15 protein-coding genes are annotated in these 21268 nt (G+C 67.0%); 5 read left to right on the forward strand and 10 right to left on the reverse strand.

All coding sequences use genetic code 11. The annotated features are described in order from the left end of the window. The 3 genes from ACSQ1X_RS14005 to nudC all read right to left on the reverse strand — a co-directional run bounded on the left by ACSQ1X_RS14005 (position 1) and on the right by nudC (position 3862). Positions 1–636: a M48 metallopeptidase family protein gene (locus tag ACSQ1X_RS14005; protein WP_055796589.1), complete on the reverse strand. Its 636-nt coding sequence runs from the start codon at positions 634–636 to the stop codon at positions 1–3. Next, a complete protein-coding gene (locus tag ACSQ1X_RS14010; protein WP_436058092.1) occupies positions 636–2816 on the reverse strand; it encodes an ATP-dependent DNA helicase UvrD2 in 2181 nt (726 codons plus the stop codon). Before ACSQ1X_RS14010 ends, ACSQ1X_RS14005 begins: the two co-directional genes overlap by 1 nt. 68 nt (positions 2817–2884) lie before the next feature. After that, positions 2885–3862 (reverse strand): NAD(+) diphosphatase, encoded by a 978-nt coding sequence (nudC, locus tag ACSQ1X_RS14015; protein WP_436058093.1) that lies wholly within the window; start codon positions 3860–3862, stop codon positions 2885–2887. 278 nt (positions 3863–4140) lie between these two features. On the opposite strand from nudC, the gene ACSQ1X_RS14020 reads away from it, so the two are divergent. Beyond that, positions 4141–5376, forward strand: coding sequence for a macrolide 2'-phosphotransferase (locus ACSQ1X_RS14020; protein WP_436058094.1), 1236 nt, complete (start codon positions 4141–4143; stop codon positions 5374–5376). On the opposite strand, the gene ACSQ1X_RS14025 is transcribed toward ACSQ1X_RS14020, so the two are convergent. The 3 genes from ACSQ1X_RS14025 to ACSQ1X_RS14035 form a co-directional block, all read right to left on the reverse strand. After that, entirely contained in the window at positions 5348–8899 is a 3552-nt protein-coding gene (locus ACSQ1X_RS14025) for an ATP-dependent helicase (protein ID WP_436058095.1), read from the reverse strand. The two genes, ACSQ1X_RS14020 and ACSQ1X_RS14025, sit on opposite strands and share 29 nt — an antisense overlap. Next, entirely contained in the window at positions 8896–12285 is a 3390-nt protein-coding gene (locus ACSQ1X_RS14030) for an ATP-dependent helicase (RefSeq protein ID WP_436059340.1), read from the reverse strand. The genes ACSQ1X_RS14025 and ACSQ1X_RS14030 overlap by 4 nt, the downstream gene beginning before the upstream one ends. A gap of 98 nt (positions 12286–12383) precedes the next feature. Continuing rightward, on the reverse strand, positions 12384–12800 hold the full coding sequence (locus tag ACSQ1X_RS14035; RefSeq protein WP_436058096.1) for an MGMT family protein: 417 nt from the start codon (positions 12798–12800) through the stop codon (positions 12384–12386). Positions 12801–12953: 153 nt separating this feature from the next. On the opposite strand from ACSQ1X_RS14035, the gene ACSQ1X_RS14040 reads away from it, so the two are divergent. The 4 genes from ACSQ1X_RS14040 (at position 12954) to ACSQ1X_RS14055 (ending at position 16787) form a co-directional block, all read left to right on the forward strand. Next, positions 12954–13712, forward strand: coding sequence for a 3'-5' exonuclease (locus tag ACSQ1X_RS14040; protein WP_055796603.1), 759 nt, complete (start codon positions 12954–12956; stop codon positions 13710–13712). Between the two features lie 310 nt (positions 13713–14022). Then, positions 14023–15117 (forward strand): methionine ABC transporter ATP-binding protein, encoded by a 1095-nt coding sequence (locus ACSQ1X_RS14045; protein ID WP_436058097.1) that lies wholly within the window; start codon positions 14023–14025, stop codon positions 15115–15117. Further along, positions 15114–15785 carry a methionine ABC transporter permease gene (locus tag ACSQ1X_RS14050; protein WP_028272597.1) on the forward strand — a complete coding sequence of 224 codons (672 nt, stop codon included), beginning with the start codon at positions 15114–15116 and terminating at the stop codon, positions 15783–15785. The genes ACSQ1X_RS14045 and ACSQ1X_RS14050 overlap by 4 nt, the downstream gene beginning before the upstream one ends. A gap of 159 nt (positions 15786–15944) precedes the next feature. Beyond that, a complete protein-coding gene (locus ACSQ1X_RS14055; protein WP_055796611.1) occupies positions 15945–16787 on the forward strand; it encodes a MetQ/NlpA family ABC transporter substrate-binding protein in 843 nt (280 codons plus the stop codon). Positions 16788–16891: 104 nt separating this feature from the next. Here ACSQ1X_RS14055 and hemL read toward each other — a convergent pair whose 3' ends face one another. The 4 genes from hemL to ACSQ1X_RS14075 are packed head-to-tail and all read right to left on the reverse strand — an operon-like array spanning position 16892 to position 21253. Continuing rightward, positions 16892–18235 (reverse strand): glutamate-1-semialdehyde 2,1-aminomutase, encoded by a 1344-nt coding sequence (gene hemL, locus ACSQ1X_RS14060; RefSeq protein WP_436058098.1) that lies wholly within the window; start codon positions 18233–18235, stop codon positions 16892–16894. Between the two features lie 13 nt (positions 18236–18248). Continuing rightward, complete coding sequence (locus ACSQ1X_RS14065; protein ID WP_436058099.1) at positions 18249–19328, reverse strand: LLM class flavin-dependent oxidoreductase; 1080 nt, start codon at positions 19326–19328, stop codon at positions 18249–18251. Then, a complete protein-coding gene (gene hemB, locus ACSQ1X_RS14070; protein WP_028272593.1) occupies positions 19325–20308 on the reverse strand; it encodes a porphobilinogen synthase in 984 nt (327 codons plus the stop codon). Before hemB ends, ACSQ1X_RS14065 begins: the two co-directional genes overlap by 4 nt. Before the next feature lie 21 nt (positions 20309–20329). Further along, positions 20330–21253, reverse strand: coding sequence for a uroporphyrinogen-III synthase (locus tag ACSQ1X_RS14075; protein WP_436058100.1), 924 nt, complete (start codon positions 21251–21253; stop codon positions 20330–20332). Positions 21254–21268 lie beyond the last annotated feature (15 nt).

Here is a 21268-nt window from a genome sequence, read left to right on the forward strand (position 1 = left end):
CTAGCCGAGCACTGACGGACCGTGGGTTTCGTCAGTGCTCGAGCTTTGTCCATCGACGTCCGGCGACATTCCCCGCGACGTTGCGAACGCCACGCCTTCAAGAAACGCCTTGGCCCGCTGGGTTTCGGGGTAAGCCTCCAGGAGTCGCCAGAACGCGGCGTTGTGGCCGGCCACAAGCAGATGCGCCAGTTCGTGCAGGAGCACATAGTCGATGACCCACTGCGGCATCGTCCGCAGTTTGTCCGAGAGCCTGATGGTCCCGTCGGCGGGAGTCGCGGAACCCCAGCGCGAGTTCTGGTTGCTGACCCACCGCACGGAAGACGGGACGGAGCGTCCGCCAAGGTACTTCGCCGACAGTTCGGCCGCATGTGCGGCGAGCGCGGCATCCGTGGCCGGCCTGCGCCGCCCCTCCCCGCGCGACCGCCGGACTCCCTGTAACCGGAGCTTCTCCAGCATCCGGTGGACCCATTCGCTTTCCTGGCCCTTGGTGAAGTGCGCCGGGATGGCCACAACGGCTGTTCCGTTCTCCCAGAACGCTGCCACGGTCCGGCGACGGCGGGCCGAGCGGCGGACGACCACCGGCGCGCCGTCGGGGGTAGTCAGCGGAATCGCCCGTGGCGGGGCGCCGCCGGCCATCAGGCGCTGCTGCTTTCCGTGAGGACTTCGAGCACGGCTTCGCCGTACTTCTCCAGTTTCGACGGCCCGATTCCGGCCAGCTGGCCCAATTCTTCGAGGGACGCCGGCCGCGCCTCGGCGATGGCAGTCAAGGTCGCATCAGTGAACACCACGAACGCCGGAACCTCGGCGGCCAGGGCCACGTCCTTCCGCCACTGGCGCAGCGCGTCGAAGGTCTGTTCCTCGTAGCTCGGCGGGCACTGGCTGCAACGGCCCACCTTGCGTTCGGCACCCGTGGACAGCATGCTTCCGCAGACCCGGCACATCGCCGGGGACGCCGCCTTCCGCCGCGGCGCGGGCCCTTTGCCGCGCGCCGTCGAACTGGCAACCGAGTCCGGGCGGAGGCCGTCCAAAAAGCGGGACGGCTTCCGGTTGGCCCTTCCGCCGGGAGTCCGGGCCAACGACCAGGAAAGGGACAGGTGCTCGCGCGCCCTGGTGATCCCCACGTAGAGCAGCCGGCGTTCCTCGTCCACGTCTTCCGGGGAGTCGGCGAACGAGATTGGCATAAGTCCTTCGCAGAGCCCCACGAGGAAGACCGCGTCCCACTCGAGGCCCTTGGCGGCGTGCAGCGACGCCAGGGTCACCCCTTGCACGGTCGGGGCATGCTGGGCCAGCGATCGTTCCTGCAGTTCGTTGACAAAGTCCGAGAGGGTGAACCGCGAACCCCGGCTGAGTACCAGCTCATCGGCCAGCGCAACCAGCGCGGCCAGCGATTCCCAGCGTTCCCGCAGCGCTCCGCCGTTGTGCGGGGCGGACGCCGTGTAGCCAAGGGATGCCACGATGTCCCGGACCAGCTGGCCCAATGGCTCGGGTTCGGAGGTTTCGGCAGCTGCACGGGTGGCGGCCCTGAGCTGGAGGATTGCGTCCCGGACTTCCTTGCGGGCGAAGAACCGCTCTCCCCCGCGCAGCTGATAGCCGATTCCGGCCGAAGCCAATGCCTGTTCATAGGCCTCCGACTGTCCGTTCGTGCGGAACAGCACGGCGATCTCGCTGGCCGGGGTGCCGGCGTCGAGCAGTTCCCGGATCTTGATCGCAACGGTGGCAGCCTCGGCTTCATCGTCCGCGCACTCCGTGAACTGGGGCGGCGGTCCGGGCTGCCGCTGTGCGACCAGTTTGAGCGGAGCCGCCCAGGCGGCATCCGCTACGGGGCCTCCGCTGCGCCGGCCCGCGAGAAGGTCATTGGCCAGTTTGACCACCTGTGGCGTGGAGCGGTAATCCCTGATCAGCTTGACGACGTTTGCACCGGGATACATGGCCTTGAAACCGAGCAGGTGCTTGGGGGAGGCTCCGGTGAACGAATAGATGGTCTGGCTGGCGTCGCCCACGACGCACAATTCGTCGCGTCCGCCCAGCCAGAGTTCCAGGAGCCGCTGCTGCAACGGCGAAACGTCCTGGTACTCGTCCACCACGAAGTGCCGGTACTGTTCGCGGACGGTGGCGGCCACCTTCGGGTCCTCCTGCAGGATCCCGACAGTGATCAGCAGGACGTCCTCGAAGTCGATGACGTTGCGGTCCGTCTTGACGTCCTCATAGGACTGGAACACCCGGGCCACAGCCGTGAGGTCGAATCCCCCGGGGTTGCCGCGGTCCTTCGCGTTCTCGAGGTAGTTCGCCGGCGTCAGCATGGACACCTTGGCCCACTCGATCTCTGACGCCAAATCCCTGATGGATGCCCGGTCCGTGCTGAGCCTCAGGCGGCGGGCGGCTTCGGCGATCATCTGCGCCTTGTGGTCCAGGAGGTTTGGCAGCGCACCGCCGACGGCCTGCGGCCAGAAGAACTGCAGTTGCCTCAGTGCGGCGGCGTGGAAAGTCCTTGCCTGGACGTTGCCTACGCCGAGATCGCGGAGCCTGCTCCGCATCTCCGCCGCAGCGCGCGCGGTGAAGGTCACGGCCAGCAGCCTCTGCGGACTGTAGACGCCTGAGTGCACGCCATAGGCAATCCGGTGGGTGATGGCGCGCGTCTTGCCGGTGCCTGCACCCGCGAGCACGCACAGGGGCCCGTTCAGTGTGCTCGCGACTTCCCGCTGCTCGTCGTCCAGTCCGCCCAGAATGCGGTCTTCCAGGGACCGGTTGTCCTGCGCAGCGGGCTCGGCGGAAGCGATGTCGCCCTCGGCGGTGCGTTCAAAATTGTCAGTTGTCACTTGCTGCTCATGTCACTTGGTGCTGGGTCGATCGATGGTGTCGCGCGGAGGTCCGCTGTGCGGGGACGTCATTCGTCGGCAGGACGGTCCTGGATGATGCCGCCATACCAGTGCTCAATCAAGGACCGGGCAATGGACAGCCTGCTGGAAATGACAATCTCCCCGCTCAGCACCGCGGCCTGAAGCTCCGCACGGCTGAACCACCGCGCACGGGTGACCTCCACGCCGTCGGGCATTGCTTCGGTGTCCTGTGTCCTGGCGGTGAACCCCAGCATCAGCGAGGCGGGGAAAGGCCAGGACTGGGACCCCAGATACTGGGTGGCGGTGATCCGCACGCCCACTTCTTCCTGGATTTCCCGGACGACTGCCTGCTCCAGCGACTCGCCCGGCTCCACGAACCCGGCCAGGGTGGAATAGTTCTTCGCGTCAACGGGCCCGCCGCCACCCAGCAGGAGCCGGTCATCCGGGCCGACCACCGTCACGATGATAGCCGGATCTGTCCGGGGGTAGTGCTCGGAGTTGTCGGCAGGGCACCTGCGGACCCAACCTCCTGCCTCAACGAGCGTCGCGGCGCCGCACCGCGGACAATGAACGTGCGTGGCATGCCAGTTGGCGATCGCGCTGGCTTCGATGAAGAGGGCGGTGTCGGTGGCATTCAAGCGTGCCGCCACGTCCCGGAATCCCGTCCAGACGGCATCCGACGGTATTCCGGCGATGCCCCGTTCGAACTGTTCCGCCCGGACCTCAAAAGGCTCCTCCAGGACAAATAGGACGATTTCCGTACCTTCGTCCAGGTGCGAGCCGGCTAGGGCGGACCCGAGGTAGATGGTCATGGCCGGCGGGGTTCCGGCCTCGCCGAGGCTCGCCGCTAGTCCGGCGGCGTCCGTCAGCAGGAGGCTGTCGCCACAGACCAAAGCCTGGCGGTGCGAGAGGACCATGGCCAGCGCCCGGCCGGAATTGACCACGGAGTCCACCATGCCCGGCTTCATCCTGGCGCCGGATCCCCTGTCAACGAGGGCGGGACGGACGGGGAGGACAGTGTCCATAAGGTGGTTCGCCGGCAGCCGCTTCAAAGGAGGCGTACCGCCAGGGGCCACACCTTCCGCTCCCCTATTTTGCTCTGCCTCATTTTGGGATGCCGGTGACTCCGCAAGACTCATGTACCCACCGTACTGACTCCGGCTGACAATTGACATTTGCTCCGGCCGCAACGGACCCCCGTTGCAGCGTTCCGAACACTGGTTTGGCAAGGGGATTCGTCACGATCTGAAGACTCGCCGTGGTACATCGCCATCTTGGGCGCCAGTCAATCTACCGTGGACGGGTGAGAAGAAAACCGATCGAGCTGGCAGCTGTAGCAACTGCGGCAGTCCCCGGACTGACGCCCACCGCCGTGAGTTCCGCACCCGACGATCCGGCGGACTTTGATTCGGCCCTCCTCCTGGACTCCGAAGGGAAGCAGTGGCGGGTACGCTCCCCCCGCCACGCTGAGGCCAGCGCCCGGCTGGAAACGGAGTTCATGGTGCTCCGCGCGTTTGCTCCCGGAATCAGGGCCGAACTGCCTTTTCTGATGCCCACGGTGGCTGGCACCGTTCGGCAGGGTGCACTCAGCACCTTTGTGTACTCGCATCTGGCAGGCACCACCCGCAGCGTCGAAGAACTGACAGCCGGACCGGAAGGTCTGGCGAAGGAAATAGGTGCGGCACTGGCCGCCATTCACGACCTTCCGCGGACTTTGGTCAGCAACGCCGACCTCCCCAGCTACACACCCAATGAGTTCCGGCAGCGCAGGCTCAACGAACTCGACCAGGCTGCCACCACAGGGAAGATCCCTCCCGTGCTCCTGCGCCGTTGGGAACATGCACTGGAAGACGTCTCGCTGTGGCGTTTCAATCCCTGCGTTGTCCACGGCGACCTGCATGAGGACAACATCCTCGTTGACGGGGACCGTGTGACGGCTGTGACGGGCTGGACCGATTTGCGCATCGGCGACCCCGCCGACGACATGGCCTGGCTCGTGGCCTCCAACGAACAGGGCTTCGTGGACGCCGTGCTGAGCCACTACACGTCCGGCCGCAGGGATGCGCCGGACGCCCACCTGCTGCGCCGCGCGGCGCTCTCCGCCGAGTTCGCGCTGGCCCAGTACCTGGTCAAGGGCCTGGCGGCCGGAAACGAGTCCATGATCGGCGAAGCTGAAGAAATGCTGGCCTCGCTTGCCGAAGACATCGCCGAGCACGGCGGTCAGCCCATCAGCGTGGAACCCTTGCCGCAGGCCGTCCCCGCCGTGCACGTGGAACCCGTTCCGCTGGACGGACCGTCCGTGCATGTCGAAGCCCTCCCGCAGGTCCAACCGGCCGGTGCCGGGGCCGTGCCTTCGGTCCATGTATCACCGATCCCGGCCGAACAGCCCGCCACCACCGTCGCCTCCGGTCCGCCAGCCAAGGGCGGCGAAGCCGGTCAGGCTGCCGGCGCAGATGGGGAAACCACGCCCCATGCCCCGCCGGCAGCGGACGACACGTCCACCGCCGCCATTACGATTGTGGACGCAAAGTCCCACTAGCCGAGCCGGACGCTTTCGCCAGTGCGGTGGTTCCGCCGAGGGCCGCAGTAACGATGTCCTCCAACTGTTCGGCCGTCCCGAGGTCGTGCGGGCGGACCACCTGATTTTCCCCCACGTAGTAGAAAGCGGCCCGGACATTGTCGAGGGGCACTCCCTTGAGCCGGGCCCAGGCGAGCCGGTAGACGGCCAGCTGGACGGCTTTCACCTTCAGCTGCCCGGCGGCGGGACGGCGGCCTGTTTTCCAGTCCACCAGGTCCCAGCGCCCGTCGGCGTCCCGGAACACGGCATCGATCCGGCCACGCACCACAACGTCTCCGATGCGCGTTTCCACCGGAACCTCCACATGGGCCGGGGCACGGTGCGCCCACTCAGAGTTCCGGAACGTCTCCACCATGGAGTCCAGCCCGTACGCCTCGTCAATATGGTTGTCCGAGCCCGGCGCCTCGTCCAGTTCCAGCATGCCTGCCTTGCCGAAGTACTCTTCGACCCAGGCGTGGAAAGCCGTGCCCTTGCGGGCTGACATGCCTGGTTCCCTGGGAACGGGGCGCCGCAGCCGTGCAAGGACTGATCCCGGATCATCGCCCAGGTCCACAAAGGTTGACGCAGAGATGTGGCCGGGCAAGTGGACATCCTGCACTGCGGCCCTGCGAAAGCGGCGCTCCAGCAACAGGGCCGCCTCCTGCGCCCAGCTGGCCGCAACGCTCCGGAGCTGGCGGGGACCCTCCCCCGCTGAGAGACCCTCAGCGTCCCACGCTGGTCCCGCGGCCATGGCCTCGCGGACCCTTCCGGCGGCCGTTTCCATCGCCGCTCGCCGCCCTGGAACCAGCCGCAGCCTGGTCCCGGTGCGCGGATCGGCAGGCCCTTCCAGCGGGTCGTACGGCCACAGCGCCAGTTCCAGGTCCTGGGTCAGCGGGCTTTCCGCCGGCAGTGATGACTCCTCCACCGACGCCGGATGCACGACGGCGGCATGTTCCGGCGCATCTTCCGCCGGACCTCCGGCAGGCTCCTGGGCCGCCCCGTCCGGACCGCCGATGCGTGTCGCGACACCAGCGAGGGGCCCCAGCTCGGAAAGGAACGGCGACATCTCCGCCATACCGGCCCGGGAGCCGACCCAGGCCGCGCTCGACACCCACAGCACGTATTTCGCCCGGGTGTAAGCCACGTAGGCCAGCCTGCGTTCCTCTGCTTCGCCGTGCGCCTGGACATCCGCCTTGAAGTCTTTTTCTGCGTCCAGCCAGCCTTTTTGGTCCGGTTGGTCCAAGTCCCATTGCGGCAGGTCGGCGCGGTCACCCCGCAGCGGCCAGGGCAGGGCGGCGCTGCCGCTGCTCCAGCGTGAATCGCGGCTGCTGGGAAACGCTCCCGCGTTCAGGCCGGGAACGAACACGACGTCCCACTCCAGGCCCTTGGACGCGTGCACCGTCAGCAGCTGGACGGCTTCATGGTTGACGTCCGGAGCGGCGACGTCCAGCCCGCCTTCCTCCGTGGCCGCGGCCTCCAGCCACGCCAGGAAAGCCAGGACGTCTACCCGGTGGGAGGTGTGGAGGAATCCTGCCGCGGCATCATGGAATGCGTCCAGGTTCCTCCGGGCCTGATGGATGCTGATGCCGGGACGGGCCGCCACCTCGATATCCAGGAGCATGGCCCGTTCCACCTCGCCCAGCAGGGTGGTGAGGTCGTCACCCATGAATCCCCGGAGCTGCCGGAGCTCGGCCGAGAGGGTGTGCAGTCGGTTGAGGGCCTCCGGGCTCAGCGTCCGGCCATGGGCCGACGTCCAGCCGTCCCGCGGCAGCCAGTCCAAGGCTTCCACCAGGCTTGCCGCATCGGTGATGTCGCTTTCGATGACGGCGGCGTCGGAATCATCACCTTCATCGGCGCCCTGCCCCGGGTGCCCCCGGCGGCGTGCAAGGAACGAAGACCAGTCCCGGAAGGCCATTAGGTCGGCCGGCCCTATCCGCCAGCGCGCTCCGGCCAGAAGGCGCATGAGCGAGTCCGAACGGCCCGGATCAGCGAGCACCCGCAGCGTGGCCACCAGGTCAACAATCTCCGGGGTGTCCAGGAGTCCGCCGAGGCCCACAATTTCGTAGGGGATTCCGCGCACCTCGAACTCACGCCGGATGCATTCCATCTGAGCGCGACGGCGGCAGAGAACGGCCATCGCGGGAGGTATCTGGTCTGTTCCGTCGTTGTCTTCGAAATCCGTGACGCGGTACCGCAGGACATCCGCCGCGATGGCTTTGGCCTCGTCTTCGTCGGTCGCAAAGCGTCCGATGACCACCTTTCCCTGGGCCGCCGCGGGGCTGGGCTGCAGCGGCGGAACCTCCACGGAGTCCGCCGCGTCCCGCTCCCCCGCAGGCCCGGCTTGAATGGCCGCGGCGCTAAGTGGCGCCGAAATGACATTGGCGGCGGACAGGATGTTGCGCCCGTTGCGCCACGCGGTTGTCAGGTAGGAAGTGGGTGCCACAGCGTAAGAATCCTCGACCCGGACGGGGAATTCACGAACAAAATGGAACAGCTGGCCGGCAGACGCCCCCCGGAAACCGTAGATGGACTGGTTCGGGTCACCCACGGCTGTCACCGCATGGCCGCCGCCGAAGAGCCTGGAGAACAGCACGAGCTGGGCATGCGAGGTGTCCTGGAATTCGTCGAGCAGCACCACTTTGAACCGCTGGCGTTCCACTTCGGCGGCCAGCGGGATCTCGCTGGCGACCCGCGCGGCGAGGGCCACGAGGTCGCCGAAGTCCAGCGCGCCCCGGACCCGCTTCGCGTCCGCGTACCTTCCCACCATCTCGGCGACGCTGGCCCTCGTGCGCAGCATGGCGCCGAGTTCTCCGGCGGCCTGGGTGGGGTTCTTCTTGGCTCCGGCCACATAGGGCAGGGCTTCGAATTCCGCGACGCGCCCCATCAGCCATTCCTGCACCTCGGCGGGATCCCGCAGGTGTTCAGCGCACTCGCCGGCAAGCTGGATGACGGCTTTCACCAGCGTGGACTTGGCAGCACGGAAATGCTCGTATTCGCCGTCGAAAGCCTCAACAACTTCGCTGGCCAGCTGCCAGGCCTGCGCTCCGCCCAGCAGGACAACGTCACGTTCGACACCGAGCCGGAGACCGTAGTCGGACACGATGCCGCTCGCGTAGGAGTGATACGTGGATACCTTGGGTTCCAGGGCATCCTCGCTGAGCAGGCCCGCCGGAAAAATCCTGTGCTCCGTGTCCTCCGCGGCAATCCGCTGCAGAGCCGCCAGCTTGGCCCGGATCCGGCTGGCGAGCTCACCGGCCGCCTTGCGCGTGAACGTCACCCCCAGGACTTCTTCCGGCCTGACCCATCCATTGGCAACCAGCCACACAACGCGGTCTGCCATGGTGGCGGTCTTGCCGGATCCGGCACCTGCAATGACCAGGCGCGGCGTGAGTGGCGACGAAATGATGGCGGACTGCTCTGCGGTGGGGCTGTTGCGTTCGCCCAGCATGGCAGTCAGCTCTTCAGGGGAAAACCGCGGCGCCGGCACGTCAGGGGGCGTTGTCATTCAGTAACCTGCTTTCCGCGAAGGCAAAGGGGACAGACCTCCGGCAGCCGGCAGCCGTGGCCACCATGGCCGGACTTGGCCGGATCGTGGCGGGCTTCAAAAACGCTGCCGGACATAATCCGTGCGGCCTCGTTCACCATGTCGAGGGCCCAATTGTTGTCGGAGCTGTCCAGCGGCTCCTGGACCTGGATACCAGGGCCCTTGTTGCTCGTGCCAAGCTGGGCAAGCACGGCCCCGCCCGGCTGAACGTCGCCTGGTTGAACCGCCACCGGTTGAACGTCAGCGGCCGCTGTGCCGGGTTCCATGAATCCGCCAGCCAGTACCGCGGCCTGGTAGGAACCCAGCTGTGGATGGCGCGCGAGATCAGCTTTCGACGGCTGGCGCTTGCCTGTCTTGAGGTCAACGATCACCAGCCGCCCTTCGGAGTCGATTTCCAGCCGGTCAACTTGTCCGCGGAGAACGGCGGACCTGGTCTCAGGGTCGGCGGCTGTTCCCGGCAGTCCCGGCTGCGGCACGTCCACGATGTCCGCCAGTTTCACTTCGAAGTCCCGTTCGACACCGACAAGGCTCCTGCCTTCACTGCGCATGACCAGGATGTATTGGGCCAGTTTCCGGACCATGCCCTCGGCGCGCTGAAAATCCAGCTTGCCTTCCCAGTTGTCCTTCATGCCCAGCGCGGGCCATCGCCGGACCAGCTCCGCAACGTATTCCGATCCCGAAGAATCCGGCAGGTCCTGTGCGATGGTGTGGACCAGCGTGCCCAGGCTCCTGGCAAAGTCGGTGGCGGCTTCTCCGCCGGCAGCCTGGATGAACCAGTCAAGCGGAGACTTTTGGACCGTCTCCACCTTGGACGGCGAGACGAACACCGTTCCTCCGGCCGGAACAATCCGTTCCGCCGAAGACAGCGGCGCGAGCCCCCACCAGGAGTCGGGATCGGCGCCGGGCACGGATGGCTCCGCGACCGCCAGCCGCGCAAGGACCTTCGCGGCTTCGACGGATTCGGCGGCGGACCTCCCGTCCAGTTGCGCGTGCTGCCGAAGTTCGGCCACGAGGGCACGGAGGGTCATGGGCCGTTCCACCGGGGTGAATGTCCGCCGATCCTGGCCGGGACGCAGCGGAGCCACGTAGTCGAGGAAGGACGAGGGCTGTTCGTCCTCTGACGACACAGCCGTGCAGATGAGCACGTCCCGTGCCCGGGAGACAGCCGTGGAGAAGCTGCGGAGTTCGTCATAGCGGATTTCCCGCAGCCTGCTGATGGGCCCCAACTGCAGGGCGTGTTCCACCCCGTGTTCAACGGCGTCAGCAAAGAGCGTGCTGCCAAGGAGCTCTCCGCGGAGCCTGGTGTTGGGCCACACTCCTTCCTGCAGGCCGGAAATAATGACGACGGGCCATTCACGTCCGGCAGCACTCGCCGGCGTCATGAGTTCCACGGCGTCCTCCAGCTGCGCCCGGGCTGCCAGGGTGTCCATTGGCAGCTCCTGGCTGAGCAGATACTCCAGGAACTGATCCGGGCCTGACCCTGGCAACTGGTCTACATAGCGTTCGGCGGTGTGGAACAGGGCCATCATGGCGTCAAGGTCGCGGTCTGCCCTGGCACCCGCTGCGCCGCCGGCCAGTGCCGCCTCAGTCCAGCGTGCGGCGAGCCCGGTGGAGTTCCAGAGCGCCCAAAGCACCGTTTCGGCGTTGCCGCCCGGGGCCCGGGCCGCCAGCCGCCCGGCTTCGATCATGCGCGCGACACGGCGGGCAGAGCGGCCTTCGATACCAGTAGTGGCCAGCGCGCCGGGTTCCAGCAGCGACTCGACGAGCAGGGCATCACTGGTGCGGCCTCCCCCGCCAAGGATCTCCTCTCGGCGCAGGGACTGGCGCAGGCGGCGCAACTCGATGGAAGTCGCTCCGCCGATTCGGGACGTCAGCAGCGCCACAGCCGATTCCGGGGTCAGCGCCGCAGGATCCAGCGCCACGGCATAGGCATCAAGCAGGGGCCGGACAGCGACTTCGTCCCGGACCGCAGATTCGGCCACGGGAACCCGCACGGGAATGCCGTGGCCGGCGAGGTGGCGCTGAAGCTGGTTCAGCTGCCCGCCGTTCCGCACGATCACCGCGATGTCGCCGAGCTCGCGGCCCTGGTTCAGGTGCGCATCAAGGATGCGCTGCGCAACATAGCGCAGCTCCTGGACCGGAGACGGAAGGACGTGGCCCTCCACATCGCCCCGGACAGGGGCAACACCGTGGTGCTTGAGGCCATCCTGCTGCTGGCCGCATGCGGCTTCGGCGCTTTCCAGCCTGCGGGCCGAGCGGCCACCGGCGCGTTGAGAGATGCGTGCCGCCACCTCAAGCCACGCCTGGGCGACGGCGGGAGCGTGGCGGTGTGTCACCCGGAGCGGGCGTTCCAGGACCGTGTCCCCCGCGGCAGTATCCCGGAGCCCCTCTCCAGGTGCGCCGGCAGGAGCCAGCAGGTGCGGCAATTCAGCCGTGAGGTCGGGCCTGGCGCCACGGAATCCCTGGACAACGGTGTCCGGGGACGACGTCACGTAGACATCCTTGCCTGCCGCGATGTCGGCCAGCAGCTCGAACACGGCCGGGTTGGCTTCCTGGATGTCGTCCACGAGAATCAGCTGCAGGCGTTCCCGCTCGGCGGCCAGGAATTCGGGGGCGTCCTGGAAGATCTGGCGTGCGGCCGTGATGATTCCCGCGGGGTCGAAGGCCTCCGGCATACGCAGGTCCAGTACGTCGCGGTACTCGGCGTACAGCGCGGCGGCAGCGATCCAGTCCGGACGGTTGCACTGCCCGGCCAGCCGCACCAGGTCATCGGGCGTCCGGCCGGACTCAATGATCCGGTCAAAGAGCTGACGTACCTCGTGGCGGAAGCCACGGGTTTCCAGTGCGGCGCCCAGGTCTTCGGGCCAGGGCAGTTCAAGCCCTGGAAGGGCATGGCCTTCAAGCAGTTCCTTGATGATGAGGTCCTGCTCGGGTCCTGACAGGAGCCGCGGCGGTCGCGGCAGCGGAAGGATGCCTTCCGCTTTGGCACGCCGGATCAGATCGAAGGCATACGATGCCCAGGTGCGTGCCGGCGTCGTACTGAGGCTGCGGTTGAGCCGGGCCGTGAAGCGGTCTCTGAGGGAGTCGGCTGCGAGGCGGCTCGGCGCCAGCACAAGCATTCTTTCCGGATCCACGCCGTCGCGCTCTGCCCGGCGCACAGCAACTTCAATGAGTACGGTGGACTTTCCCGTACCCGGGGCTCCCGGTACCAGGACCGGACCGGACCCGTGCGGGACGTCCACGGCCGCCTGCTGGTCCGGTGACAAAACCGGAACGACGTTGAGGACCTGCTTTGGCGGAAGGAGCCTCAGTCCGGCTACCGTTCCAGCGGGCCTGCCGACTGGTATGTGGCCTGTTTGCCCGTCTGCACGCTGCCCTGCCTGGATCCGCTGCCCTGCTTGGATCCGCTGCCCTGCTTGGATCTCCGGGGAGTCGTTAGTAAGTGTCACACAGTCATTTCATCATTCGGGGCGGACATTTTATGGAGCCGCCGCTCCAGCCGTTCGGCAATCAGGTCGATGAGGTCGAAGTCACTGTCCAAGGGCGCCCACCGCGCCTCCGCAAGGTCCACGCGCCACCGTCCTTCGCCGCTCCGGACGAAGTCCAGGTAGCGGCCCAGGAGCGGGGTTCCTTCCTGGAGGTAGTACGTCAGGGCCTCGGCCTCGAGCCCCTGCGGAGCTTCGCCACTCGCCCTCAGGACGCGCCACCAGGGGACGGAGCTGCCGTGGTGGCTCATGACCGCGCCCACCTGCCGCGCACCGCCGGAACCGAGGAGCTCGGCTACGTCGCCATACGCGACAACTGATCCCGTAGGGACGAGTTGAACCACGGACAGTACCGCCTCGACATACTCCGTGCGCATGAATCCAGCGTAGCGGTTCCCCGGCACCCGCGAGGCGCCCCGTGTGAGCGGCCACCCGCGACGCGGCCCGACCGCGAGGCAGCCAGCCCGCCGACGGGCGGCACGCCCGCAGTCCGGCGCAAAAGTGTCAGAGGCAGCAGGTAGTTTTGAAGTATGAGCACCAGGAACACCAGCATCAGCACCACCACTGGCAGCACCACCACCGGCACGTGGGACACGCGTCCCCGGGCCGCCTTCGACTTGGAGACCACCGGCCGCAACTCGCGTGCCGCCAGGATCGTCACGGCATCGGTCACCGTGGTGGATGCCGATGGAAGCGTCATCAAGGAGCATGAGTGGCTCGCGGATCCCGGAATCGAGATCCCCGCCGAAGCCAGCGAGGTGCACGGCGTGACCACCGAACGGGCCCGCCAGGAGGGCCGCCCGGCCGCGGAAGTGACCCGCGAACTCGCCTCGGTGCTGCAGGGATTGTTCGACGACGGTGTCCCGGTTATTGCGTTCAACGCCAGCTATGACTTCACGGTGCTGGCAGCAGAGTCGGCCCGGTACGGGATTCCGCAACTGGACCGTTTCCCCGTCCTGGATCCCTACATCATGAACAAGCAGGTGGACCGGTACCGCAAGGGTAAGAGGACGCTGACCGCACTCTGCGAAGAATACGAGGTCAACCTCGACAACGCCCACACGTCCGCAGCGGACGCCCTCGCGACGCTCCGGATGCTGGACGCCATGGCCGGTAAGTTCCCGAAACTCCGGATGGCCGCCGGTCAGCTCCATCAGCTGCAGGTGGGCTGGGCGGCCAGCCAGGCCGCGGACTTCCAGACGTATCTCCGCAAGACCAAGCCCGCCGCCGTGATCGAAGGCGAATGGCCGGTCCTCCCGCCCGAAGACGCCAGCGGGGGCGACTTCTAGCCGGCCGTACAAAACCCGGACCAGCCCGGCCCTCCAGGGAAAAAGGCCACAGTCTGGGCCACAGTCTGGGACGAGGATCACAGTTCCCGGCAGGGTCGCTGGCCGGCGCAGGCGGCCGGTGCAATTTTGCCTGTCACAGCACGGCCGCACGAGCAACGCGGCATTGGCATTGAGTCGGAACCTAATGCGGCGGCAAAGTCATTGCGCCGAAGATACTGCGGAAGTGACTCGCCAAGGGCACCGCTGACATAATTAAGTTCAAAAGCGTGCTTGTGCTATGCCCTGCCCGAGGCCAACCTCCTGAGGATAAATGATCACAGTTACTGACCTGCGAAAGGTCTACCGCCAGGGGAGAAAGGAAGTGGTGGCCCTCGACGGTGTCACCCTTTCCGTTCCCAAAGGTTCCATTCACGGAATCATTGGCCATTCAGGCGCCGGGAAATCGACCCTGGTGCGTTGCCTGACGCTGCTGGATCGTCCGACGTCGGGGTCCGTCAGCATTGACGGCACGGAACTAAGCTCCGTCAGGGACTCCGAAATCCGCGCCGCCCGGCGCCGCATCGGCATGGTGTTCCAGCATGCGAACCTCATGGACTCCCGCACTGCGGCCGGCAACGTGGCGCATCCCCTGGAGCTGGTCAAGACGCCGAAGGACAAGATCCGGGCCAAGGTTGCCGACTTGCTGTCCCTCGTGGGCCTGGAAGGGTTTGAAAACGCCTACCCCTCCCAACTTTCCGGCGGGCAGCGCCAGCGCGTCGGCATCGCCCGGGCACTTGCCGCCGAGCCCGACGTCCTGTTGTGCGATGAGCCCACCTCTGCCCTGGACCCTGCGACCACTGATGAAATCCTCGACCTGATCCAGGACCTCACAAAGCGTTTGCAGCTCACCGTCCTCATCATCACGCACGAAATGAACGTCGTGAAGCGTGTCTGCGACTCGGTGTCCCTCCTGTCCAAGGGCCGCATCATCGAGCACGGGGCGCTCAAAGACGTGGCCGGGGATCTCGAGAGCAAGCTGGCCAAGGCACTCCTGCCGCTCCCGGCCTCAGAGCCCCTTAAGGGTGCGCTGCAGGGCGGACCGGTCCTGGAAATCCTGTTCGCCGGTGACAACGCCAAAGAACCTGTCCTCACCGGTGTTGCACGGCACTTCGACATCGACCTCAATGTCCTCGCCGGCAGCGTCGAGACGCTGGGCGGCCACCAGTTCGGGCACCTCCGTGTGCAGCTCGCCGAGAATGCGGATTACGACGCCGTCCTCGCCTACCTCCACCAGCGAGGCATAGGCGCCAAACTGGCGGGGACGAAAACAACAGCCAGCGACGCCGTGGATCTTGACGCAGTGGATCTGGATGACCCTGATTTGGATAAAACTCAATTGGGCGACGCGGCGGGAAGGAACTCATGAACGACATCTTCAGCAACCCCGTCCTCGCGAAGGCGCTGCCCGAAGCCATCGTTGAAACACTGCAGATGGTCGGAATTTCGGCCTTCTTCACTGTACTGGTGGGCCTGCCCCTGGGCGTCTTCCTGCACGTCACGGCGCCGGGCGGACTGCGTCCGATGCCCGTCACCAACCGGATCATGAGCGACGTCATCGTCAACATCACCCGGTCCATCCCGTTCGCCATCCTGATGGTCGCGCTCATTCCGCTGGCCCGCCTGCTGACCGGCACGAGCCTTGGGCCCATTGCGGCTTCAGTCTCGCTGTCCATCGGCACCATTCCCTTCTTTGCCCGCCTGGTGGAGACATGCCTCCGGGACGTCCACCACGGCAAGATCGACGCCGCCCAAGTCATGGGGTCCACCAAAATGCAGGTCATCAACAAGGTGATGCTGCGCGAATCGCTCCCGGCCCTCGTAGCCGCCACAACCACCACCGTGGTCACGCTGGTTGGATACTCGGCCATGGCCGGCCTGGTGGGCGGCGGCGGACTCGGGAAGCTGGCGTACAACTACGGCTTCCAGCGATTCGATGTCACGGTCATGATCGTCACCATCGTCCTGATCATCGTCCTCGTTCAGGTCATCCAGCTGGTCGGCGAGCAGATCGCCCGTAGCCTCGACCACCGCTAGGCCTGCACCACCGCCGGGCCAACACCACCAACCAGCCGTCGTCCAACGGGCACGGCAATCTTCACCGCAGCAGGTAGCCGCCCGCTGCATCTGTGCCGGAGACGGCGCCGGGCGCAAGCCCGCCGTCGAACTCCCAGCAATTCGAAAGGAACGCATTCGATGCGTAAATCACTCTCCCTCCTGGCCACCGGTATCGTCACCGCACTAGCCCTGACGGCCTGCGGCGGTTCCTCCAGCCCCAGCGCCGAAACCACCGCCCTTGACCCGGCCAAGCCCGCCACCCTGACCGTCGGTGCAAGCCCGGTCCCGCAGGCCAAGATCCTGGAATTCCTCAACGAGGACCTCGCGCCCAAGGCAGGCCTGAAGCTGGACATCAAGGAGATCGAGGACTACCAGACTCCGAACACCGCCCTGAGCGACGGTTCGCTGGACGCCAACTACTACCAGCACCTCCCCTGGTACGAAGACCAGGTCAAGACCAAGGGCTACAAGTTCGGCCACGGCGAAGGCGTCCACATCGAGCCTTACGCCGCCTTCTCCGAGAAGGTCAAGGACATCAAGGACATCAAGGAAGGCGCCAAGGTCGCCATCACCAACGACCCCTCCAACCAGGTCCGGGCGCTGAAGGTCCTCCAGGTTGCCGGCCTCGTCAAGGACATCAAGGACGATTCCTCGGTGCTGACCCTCACCGACGAGCAGAACCCCAAGAAGCTGAAGTTCTCCGAGAACCAGCCCGAACTCCTGATCAACGACCTCAAGGACCCGTCCGTGGACCTGGCCCTGATCAACGGCAACTTCATCCTGAAGGCGGGCCTGAGCACCAAGGACGCCCTCGCAGTGGAGTCCGTGGAAAACAACCCCTACGCCAACTTCCTGGCCTGGCGTGAAGACTCCAAGGATGACGTCCGGATCAAGAAGCTGGACGAGCTCCTGCACTCCCCCGAGGTCAAGGCCTTCATCGAAAAGGAATGGCCCAACGGTGACGTGACGGTGGCCTTCTAAGCCTTCCGCTTCACAGCATTAGCAAGAAACCCCGCCTCCCGGACATTTCCCCTTCGCTTTTAGCGGGGATTCGTCCGGGAGGCGGGGATTTCTGTTGTGAGCCGTTACAGCCCGGCAGGCACCTCTGCCGACGCAGCAGCGCGGGCCGCCGCAGGGAGCGCCTCGAAGATCCGGTTCATGGCGGCGTCGTCGTGTGCCGCGGACAGGAACCACGCTTCGAAGACCGACGGCGGCAGGTAGACGCCGGAGTCCAGCATCGCGTGGAAGAACGGCGCGTAGCGGAACACTTCCTGGCCCTGGGCGTCGTCATAGTTGTGGACGCCCCGGGCCGACGTGCCGAAGGCCACCGAGAAGAGGTTTCCTGCCCGCTGGATGGAGTGGTCCACGCCGGCGGCGTCCAGTGCCGAGGACAGCGCCGCTGAAAGCTCCAGGGAGCGTGCATCGATAAACGAGTAGACCTCGGGGGTGGCGTGGGTCAGGGTGGCGACGCCGGCGGCCATGGCCACCGGGTTTCCGGACAGCGTTCCCGCCTGGTACACGGGGCCGAGCGGCGCGAGGTAGTCCATGATGTCGGCACGGCCGCCGAGGGCCGCAGTCGGCATGCCGCCGCCGATGACTTTGCCGAAGGTCAGCAGGTCAGGGCTCCACGGCTCGGCGGCGCCGGCCGCGCCGCCGGTGAGGCCCCAGTAGCCCGAGTAGCCCGTACGGAAGCCGGTCAGGACTTCGTCCACGATGAGCAGGGCACCGTGGTCGCGGGTGATCCGCGATAGTCCGGCGTTGAACCCCTCGCCGGGCGTGACCACTCCCATGTTGGCCGGAGCCGCCTCCGTGATGACGGCGGCGATGTTGCTGCCGTGCGCGGCGAACGCGGCCTCCACGGCGGCGAGGTCGTTGTACGGCAGCACTAGGGTTTCGGCGGCGGTGGCCGCGGTGACGCCGGCGGAACCGGGCAGCGCCAGGGTGGCCACGCCGGATCCGGCCGCGGCAAGGAGTCCGTCGAGGTGGCCGTGGTAGCAGCCGGCAAACTTGATAATCAGGTCGCGGCCGGTGAAGCCGCGGGCCAGGCGGACGGCGGTCATGGTGGCTTCGGTGCCGGTGGACACCATCCGGACGCGTTCGGCGGCGGGGACGCGTTCCCTGACGATCGCGGCAAGGTTGGCTTCGTCCGGGGTGGAGGCACCGAACGAGAGCCCGCGGTCCACGGCGGCGTGGACTGCTTCGAGCACGGCGGGGTGGGCGTGCCCCAGCAGCGCGGGACCCCAGGAGCACACCAGGTCCACGTACTCGGCACCGTCCGCGTCCGTCAGGTACGGGCCCTTGGCGGACACCATGAACCGCGGAGTCCCGCCCACGGAACCGAAGGCCCGGACGGGAGAGTTGACGCCGCCCGGCATGAGCTGGCGTGCACGGTCGAAGAGTTCCTCATTGCGAGGCGAGCTGGAAGTCATGGTTCCTATTCTTTCAGTTTGCGGGTGCATGCCCGGACAGGAGCTTGGCCACACGGGGCGCCACCTCGGTGCCCAGCAGCTCAATGGACCGCATCATGGTCTTGTGGGGCAGGGAGCCGCTGCTGTACTTGAGGTCGAAGCGGTCCACGCCCAGGTTCTGCTTGAGCAGGACGATCTTCCGCGCCACCGTTTCCGGCGATCCCACGTAGAGCGCGCCTTCGGGGGTGCACATGGCATCGAATTCCCGCCGTCCGCCCGGGCCCCAGCCGCGTTCCGCGCCGATCCTGTTCCGCAGCTCCAGCCAGTGCGGGAAGAACTCCTCGCGGGCTTCCTCGTCCGTTTCGGCCACATGCCCGGGCGAGTGCGTGGCCACCTGCTGCATCGGATGCCCGTACTTGGCCATGGCCTCGCGGTAGAGGTTGGCCAGCGGCGCGAACGACCGGGGTTCCCCGCCGATGATCGCGAAAATGATGGGGTAGCCGTATTCCGCGCAGCGCAGCACCGACTCCGGGGTTCCGCCCACGCCGATCCAGGCCGGCAGGAGGTGGTGCTCCAGCGGCGGATAGACGCTCAGCCCGTTGATGGCCGGACGGGTGCGCCCTTCCCAGTGAACGGGCTTCTGTGCACGGACCTTGTCAAAGAGTTCCAGCTTTTCCTCGAACAGGACCTCGTAGTCGGCAAGGTCCAGGCCGAACAGCGGAAACGATTCGACGAAGGACCCGCGGCCCAGCATGACTTCGGCGCGGCCGTTGGAGATGGCATCCACCGTGGAGAAACGCTGGAAGACGCGGATGGGGTCGTCCGAACTCAGCACGGTCACCGCGGACCCCAGCCGGATGTGCTTGGTCCGGGCGGCGGCGGCGGCCAGGAACACCTCGGGGGCCGAGACGGCGAAGTCCCGGCGGTGGTGCTCCCCCACACCAAAGGCGTGGAGTCCGACGTCGTCCGCCAGCTCCGCCTGCTCCAGCAGTTGGCGCAGCACTTGCGCATGCGGCACCGGATGACCGTCGGGGTAGGACCCGACGTCGCCGAACGTGTTCAGCCCGAGCAGGACCTTCCCCGGGCCGACGGGGGCAGTGGGGCTGTCGCTCATTTCGACTCCTTCAGCCAGCCGGCGAGCTCGGAGGCCCAGTAGGTCAGGACCATGTTGGCTCCGGCCCGTTTGATGCCGAGGACCGATTCGGTGATGGCGGCACGGCGGTCGATCCAGCCGTTGGCGGCGGCCGCCTCGATCATGGAGTATTCCCCCGAGATCTGGTAGGCGGCCACGGGCACGGTGCTCATGGCGGCGACGTCGGCGAGGATGTCGAGGTAGCTCATGGCGGGCTTGACCATCACCAGGTCGGCGCCTTCGGCCAAGTCCAGCTCCACCTCGAGGATGGCTTCGCGGCGGTTGGCGGCGTCCATCTGGTACGTGCGCCGGTCCCCCTTGAGCTGCGAATCCACCGCTTCGCGGAAGGGGCCGTAGAACGCGGAGGCGTATTTCGCGGCGTACGCCACTACAGCCGTATTCGTGTGTCCGGCGTCCTCCAGTGCCTGCCGGATCACGCCGATCTGCCCGTCCATCATTCCCGAGGGGCCCAGCATGTGCGCCCCGGCATCAGCCTGGGCCACGGCCATCGCCGCGTAGATTTCCAGCGTTGCGTCGTTGTCCACGTACCCGTCGGCGTCGAGGACGCCACAGTGGCCGTGGTCGGTGAATTCGTCCAGGCAGACGTCGCTCATGACCACCAGGTCATCGCCCACCTCCGCGCGGACGTCCCGGATCGCCTTGTTGAGGACGCCGTCGGGGTCCAGGGATGCCGTGCCGCGCGCATCGCGTTCGGCCGGAATGCCGAAGAGCATGATGCCGCCGACGCCCAGCTCCACGGCCTCGGCCGCAGCCCTCTTCAGGGAATCGGTGGTGTGCTGCACCACGCCGGGCATGGACGCGATGGGGTTGGGTTCCGTGAGCCCCTCCCGGATGAACGCGGGAAGGATCAGTTCGGGCGCCGCCAGCCTGTGTTCGGCCGTCATCCGGCGCATGGCCGGGGTGGTGCGGAGCCGGCGGGGGCGATGGGTCGGGAAGCTCATGTTCGGTCCTTCACGGGGGTCTCAGGGGCGGACGGGGGTTTCAGGGGCGGGCGGTGGTGGTGTGGAATGTCCTGGTGCCAGCGCCTGGAGGACGGCGGACACCAGGCCGGACGCTGTTGGTTCCTCGGCGACGGCGGCCACCGGCAGCCCCAGCGATGCGGCCTCAGCCGCCGTCGAACGCCCGATCGCCACGAACCGGCAGTCCCCCAGCGGCGACAGTCCGGCATGGATGCGGCGGGCGGCGCTGGGCGAAGCGGCGACGACGGCGTGCAGCCGCCCGGCGGCAAGCTCGGCTTTCGCTTCGGCGGGAGTCAGCACTTCAGCTCCGGGCTGCGTCACGGCGGCGGGCTCCTCCGGCGTGAAGCTGCGGGCCGGATCCGCCGGATAATCCACCGTGTGGTAGGCAGTCACGGCCTGGACGCTGGCACCGAGTGCTTCCAACCCGTCGGCCAGCCTGCCGTCCGCAATGTCCGCCTGCGGAAGGAAGACGCTGCCCTGGCCGTGCGGCCAGATGTCGAGGAGCCCGACGCCGGACTGAAGCCGGGCGGGGGCAAGGTCCACGGCGACCCCGCGAGACTCGAGTTCGCGCCGCGTGGCAGGCCCGATGGTGGCCACCTGGACGGAGCCGGGCAGCCATCGGCTCAGCGTGCTGCCCCGTTCCCGGGCGAGTTCCTCGAGCGCCTGCACGGTGGTCACACTGCTGATCACCAGCCAGCTGTAGGCGCCTGCACCCAGGGCGTCGAAGGCGACTTCCAGGGAATGCAGGTCCCTGGCCCGTTCAAAATCGATCAGCGGGAGCAGCAGCGGCTCGGCGCCGGTTTCCCGCAGGGCCGCGAGGAGCGCCGCTGCCCGGTCCGGGCTGCGGGTGACCAGGACGCGGGCACCCTCCAGGACCCGCGGCCCTGGCTCGCCCTCAGCGCGGCGGGCACTGCGTCTTCCCATCATGTGGCGGGCTCCGCC

The organism is Arthrobacter sp. LjRoot78, from assembly GCF_964254335.1.
In the GTDB taxonomy this organism is placed as follows: Bacteria; Actinomycetota; Actinomycetes; order Actinomycetales; family Micrococcaceae; genus Arthrobacter.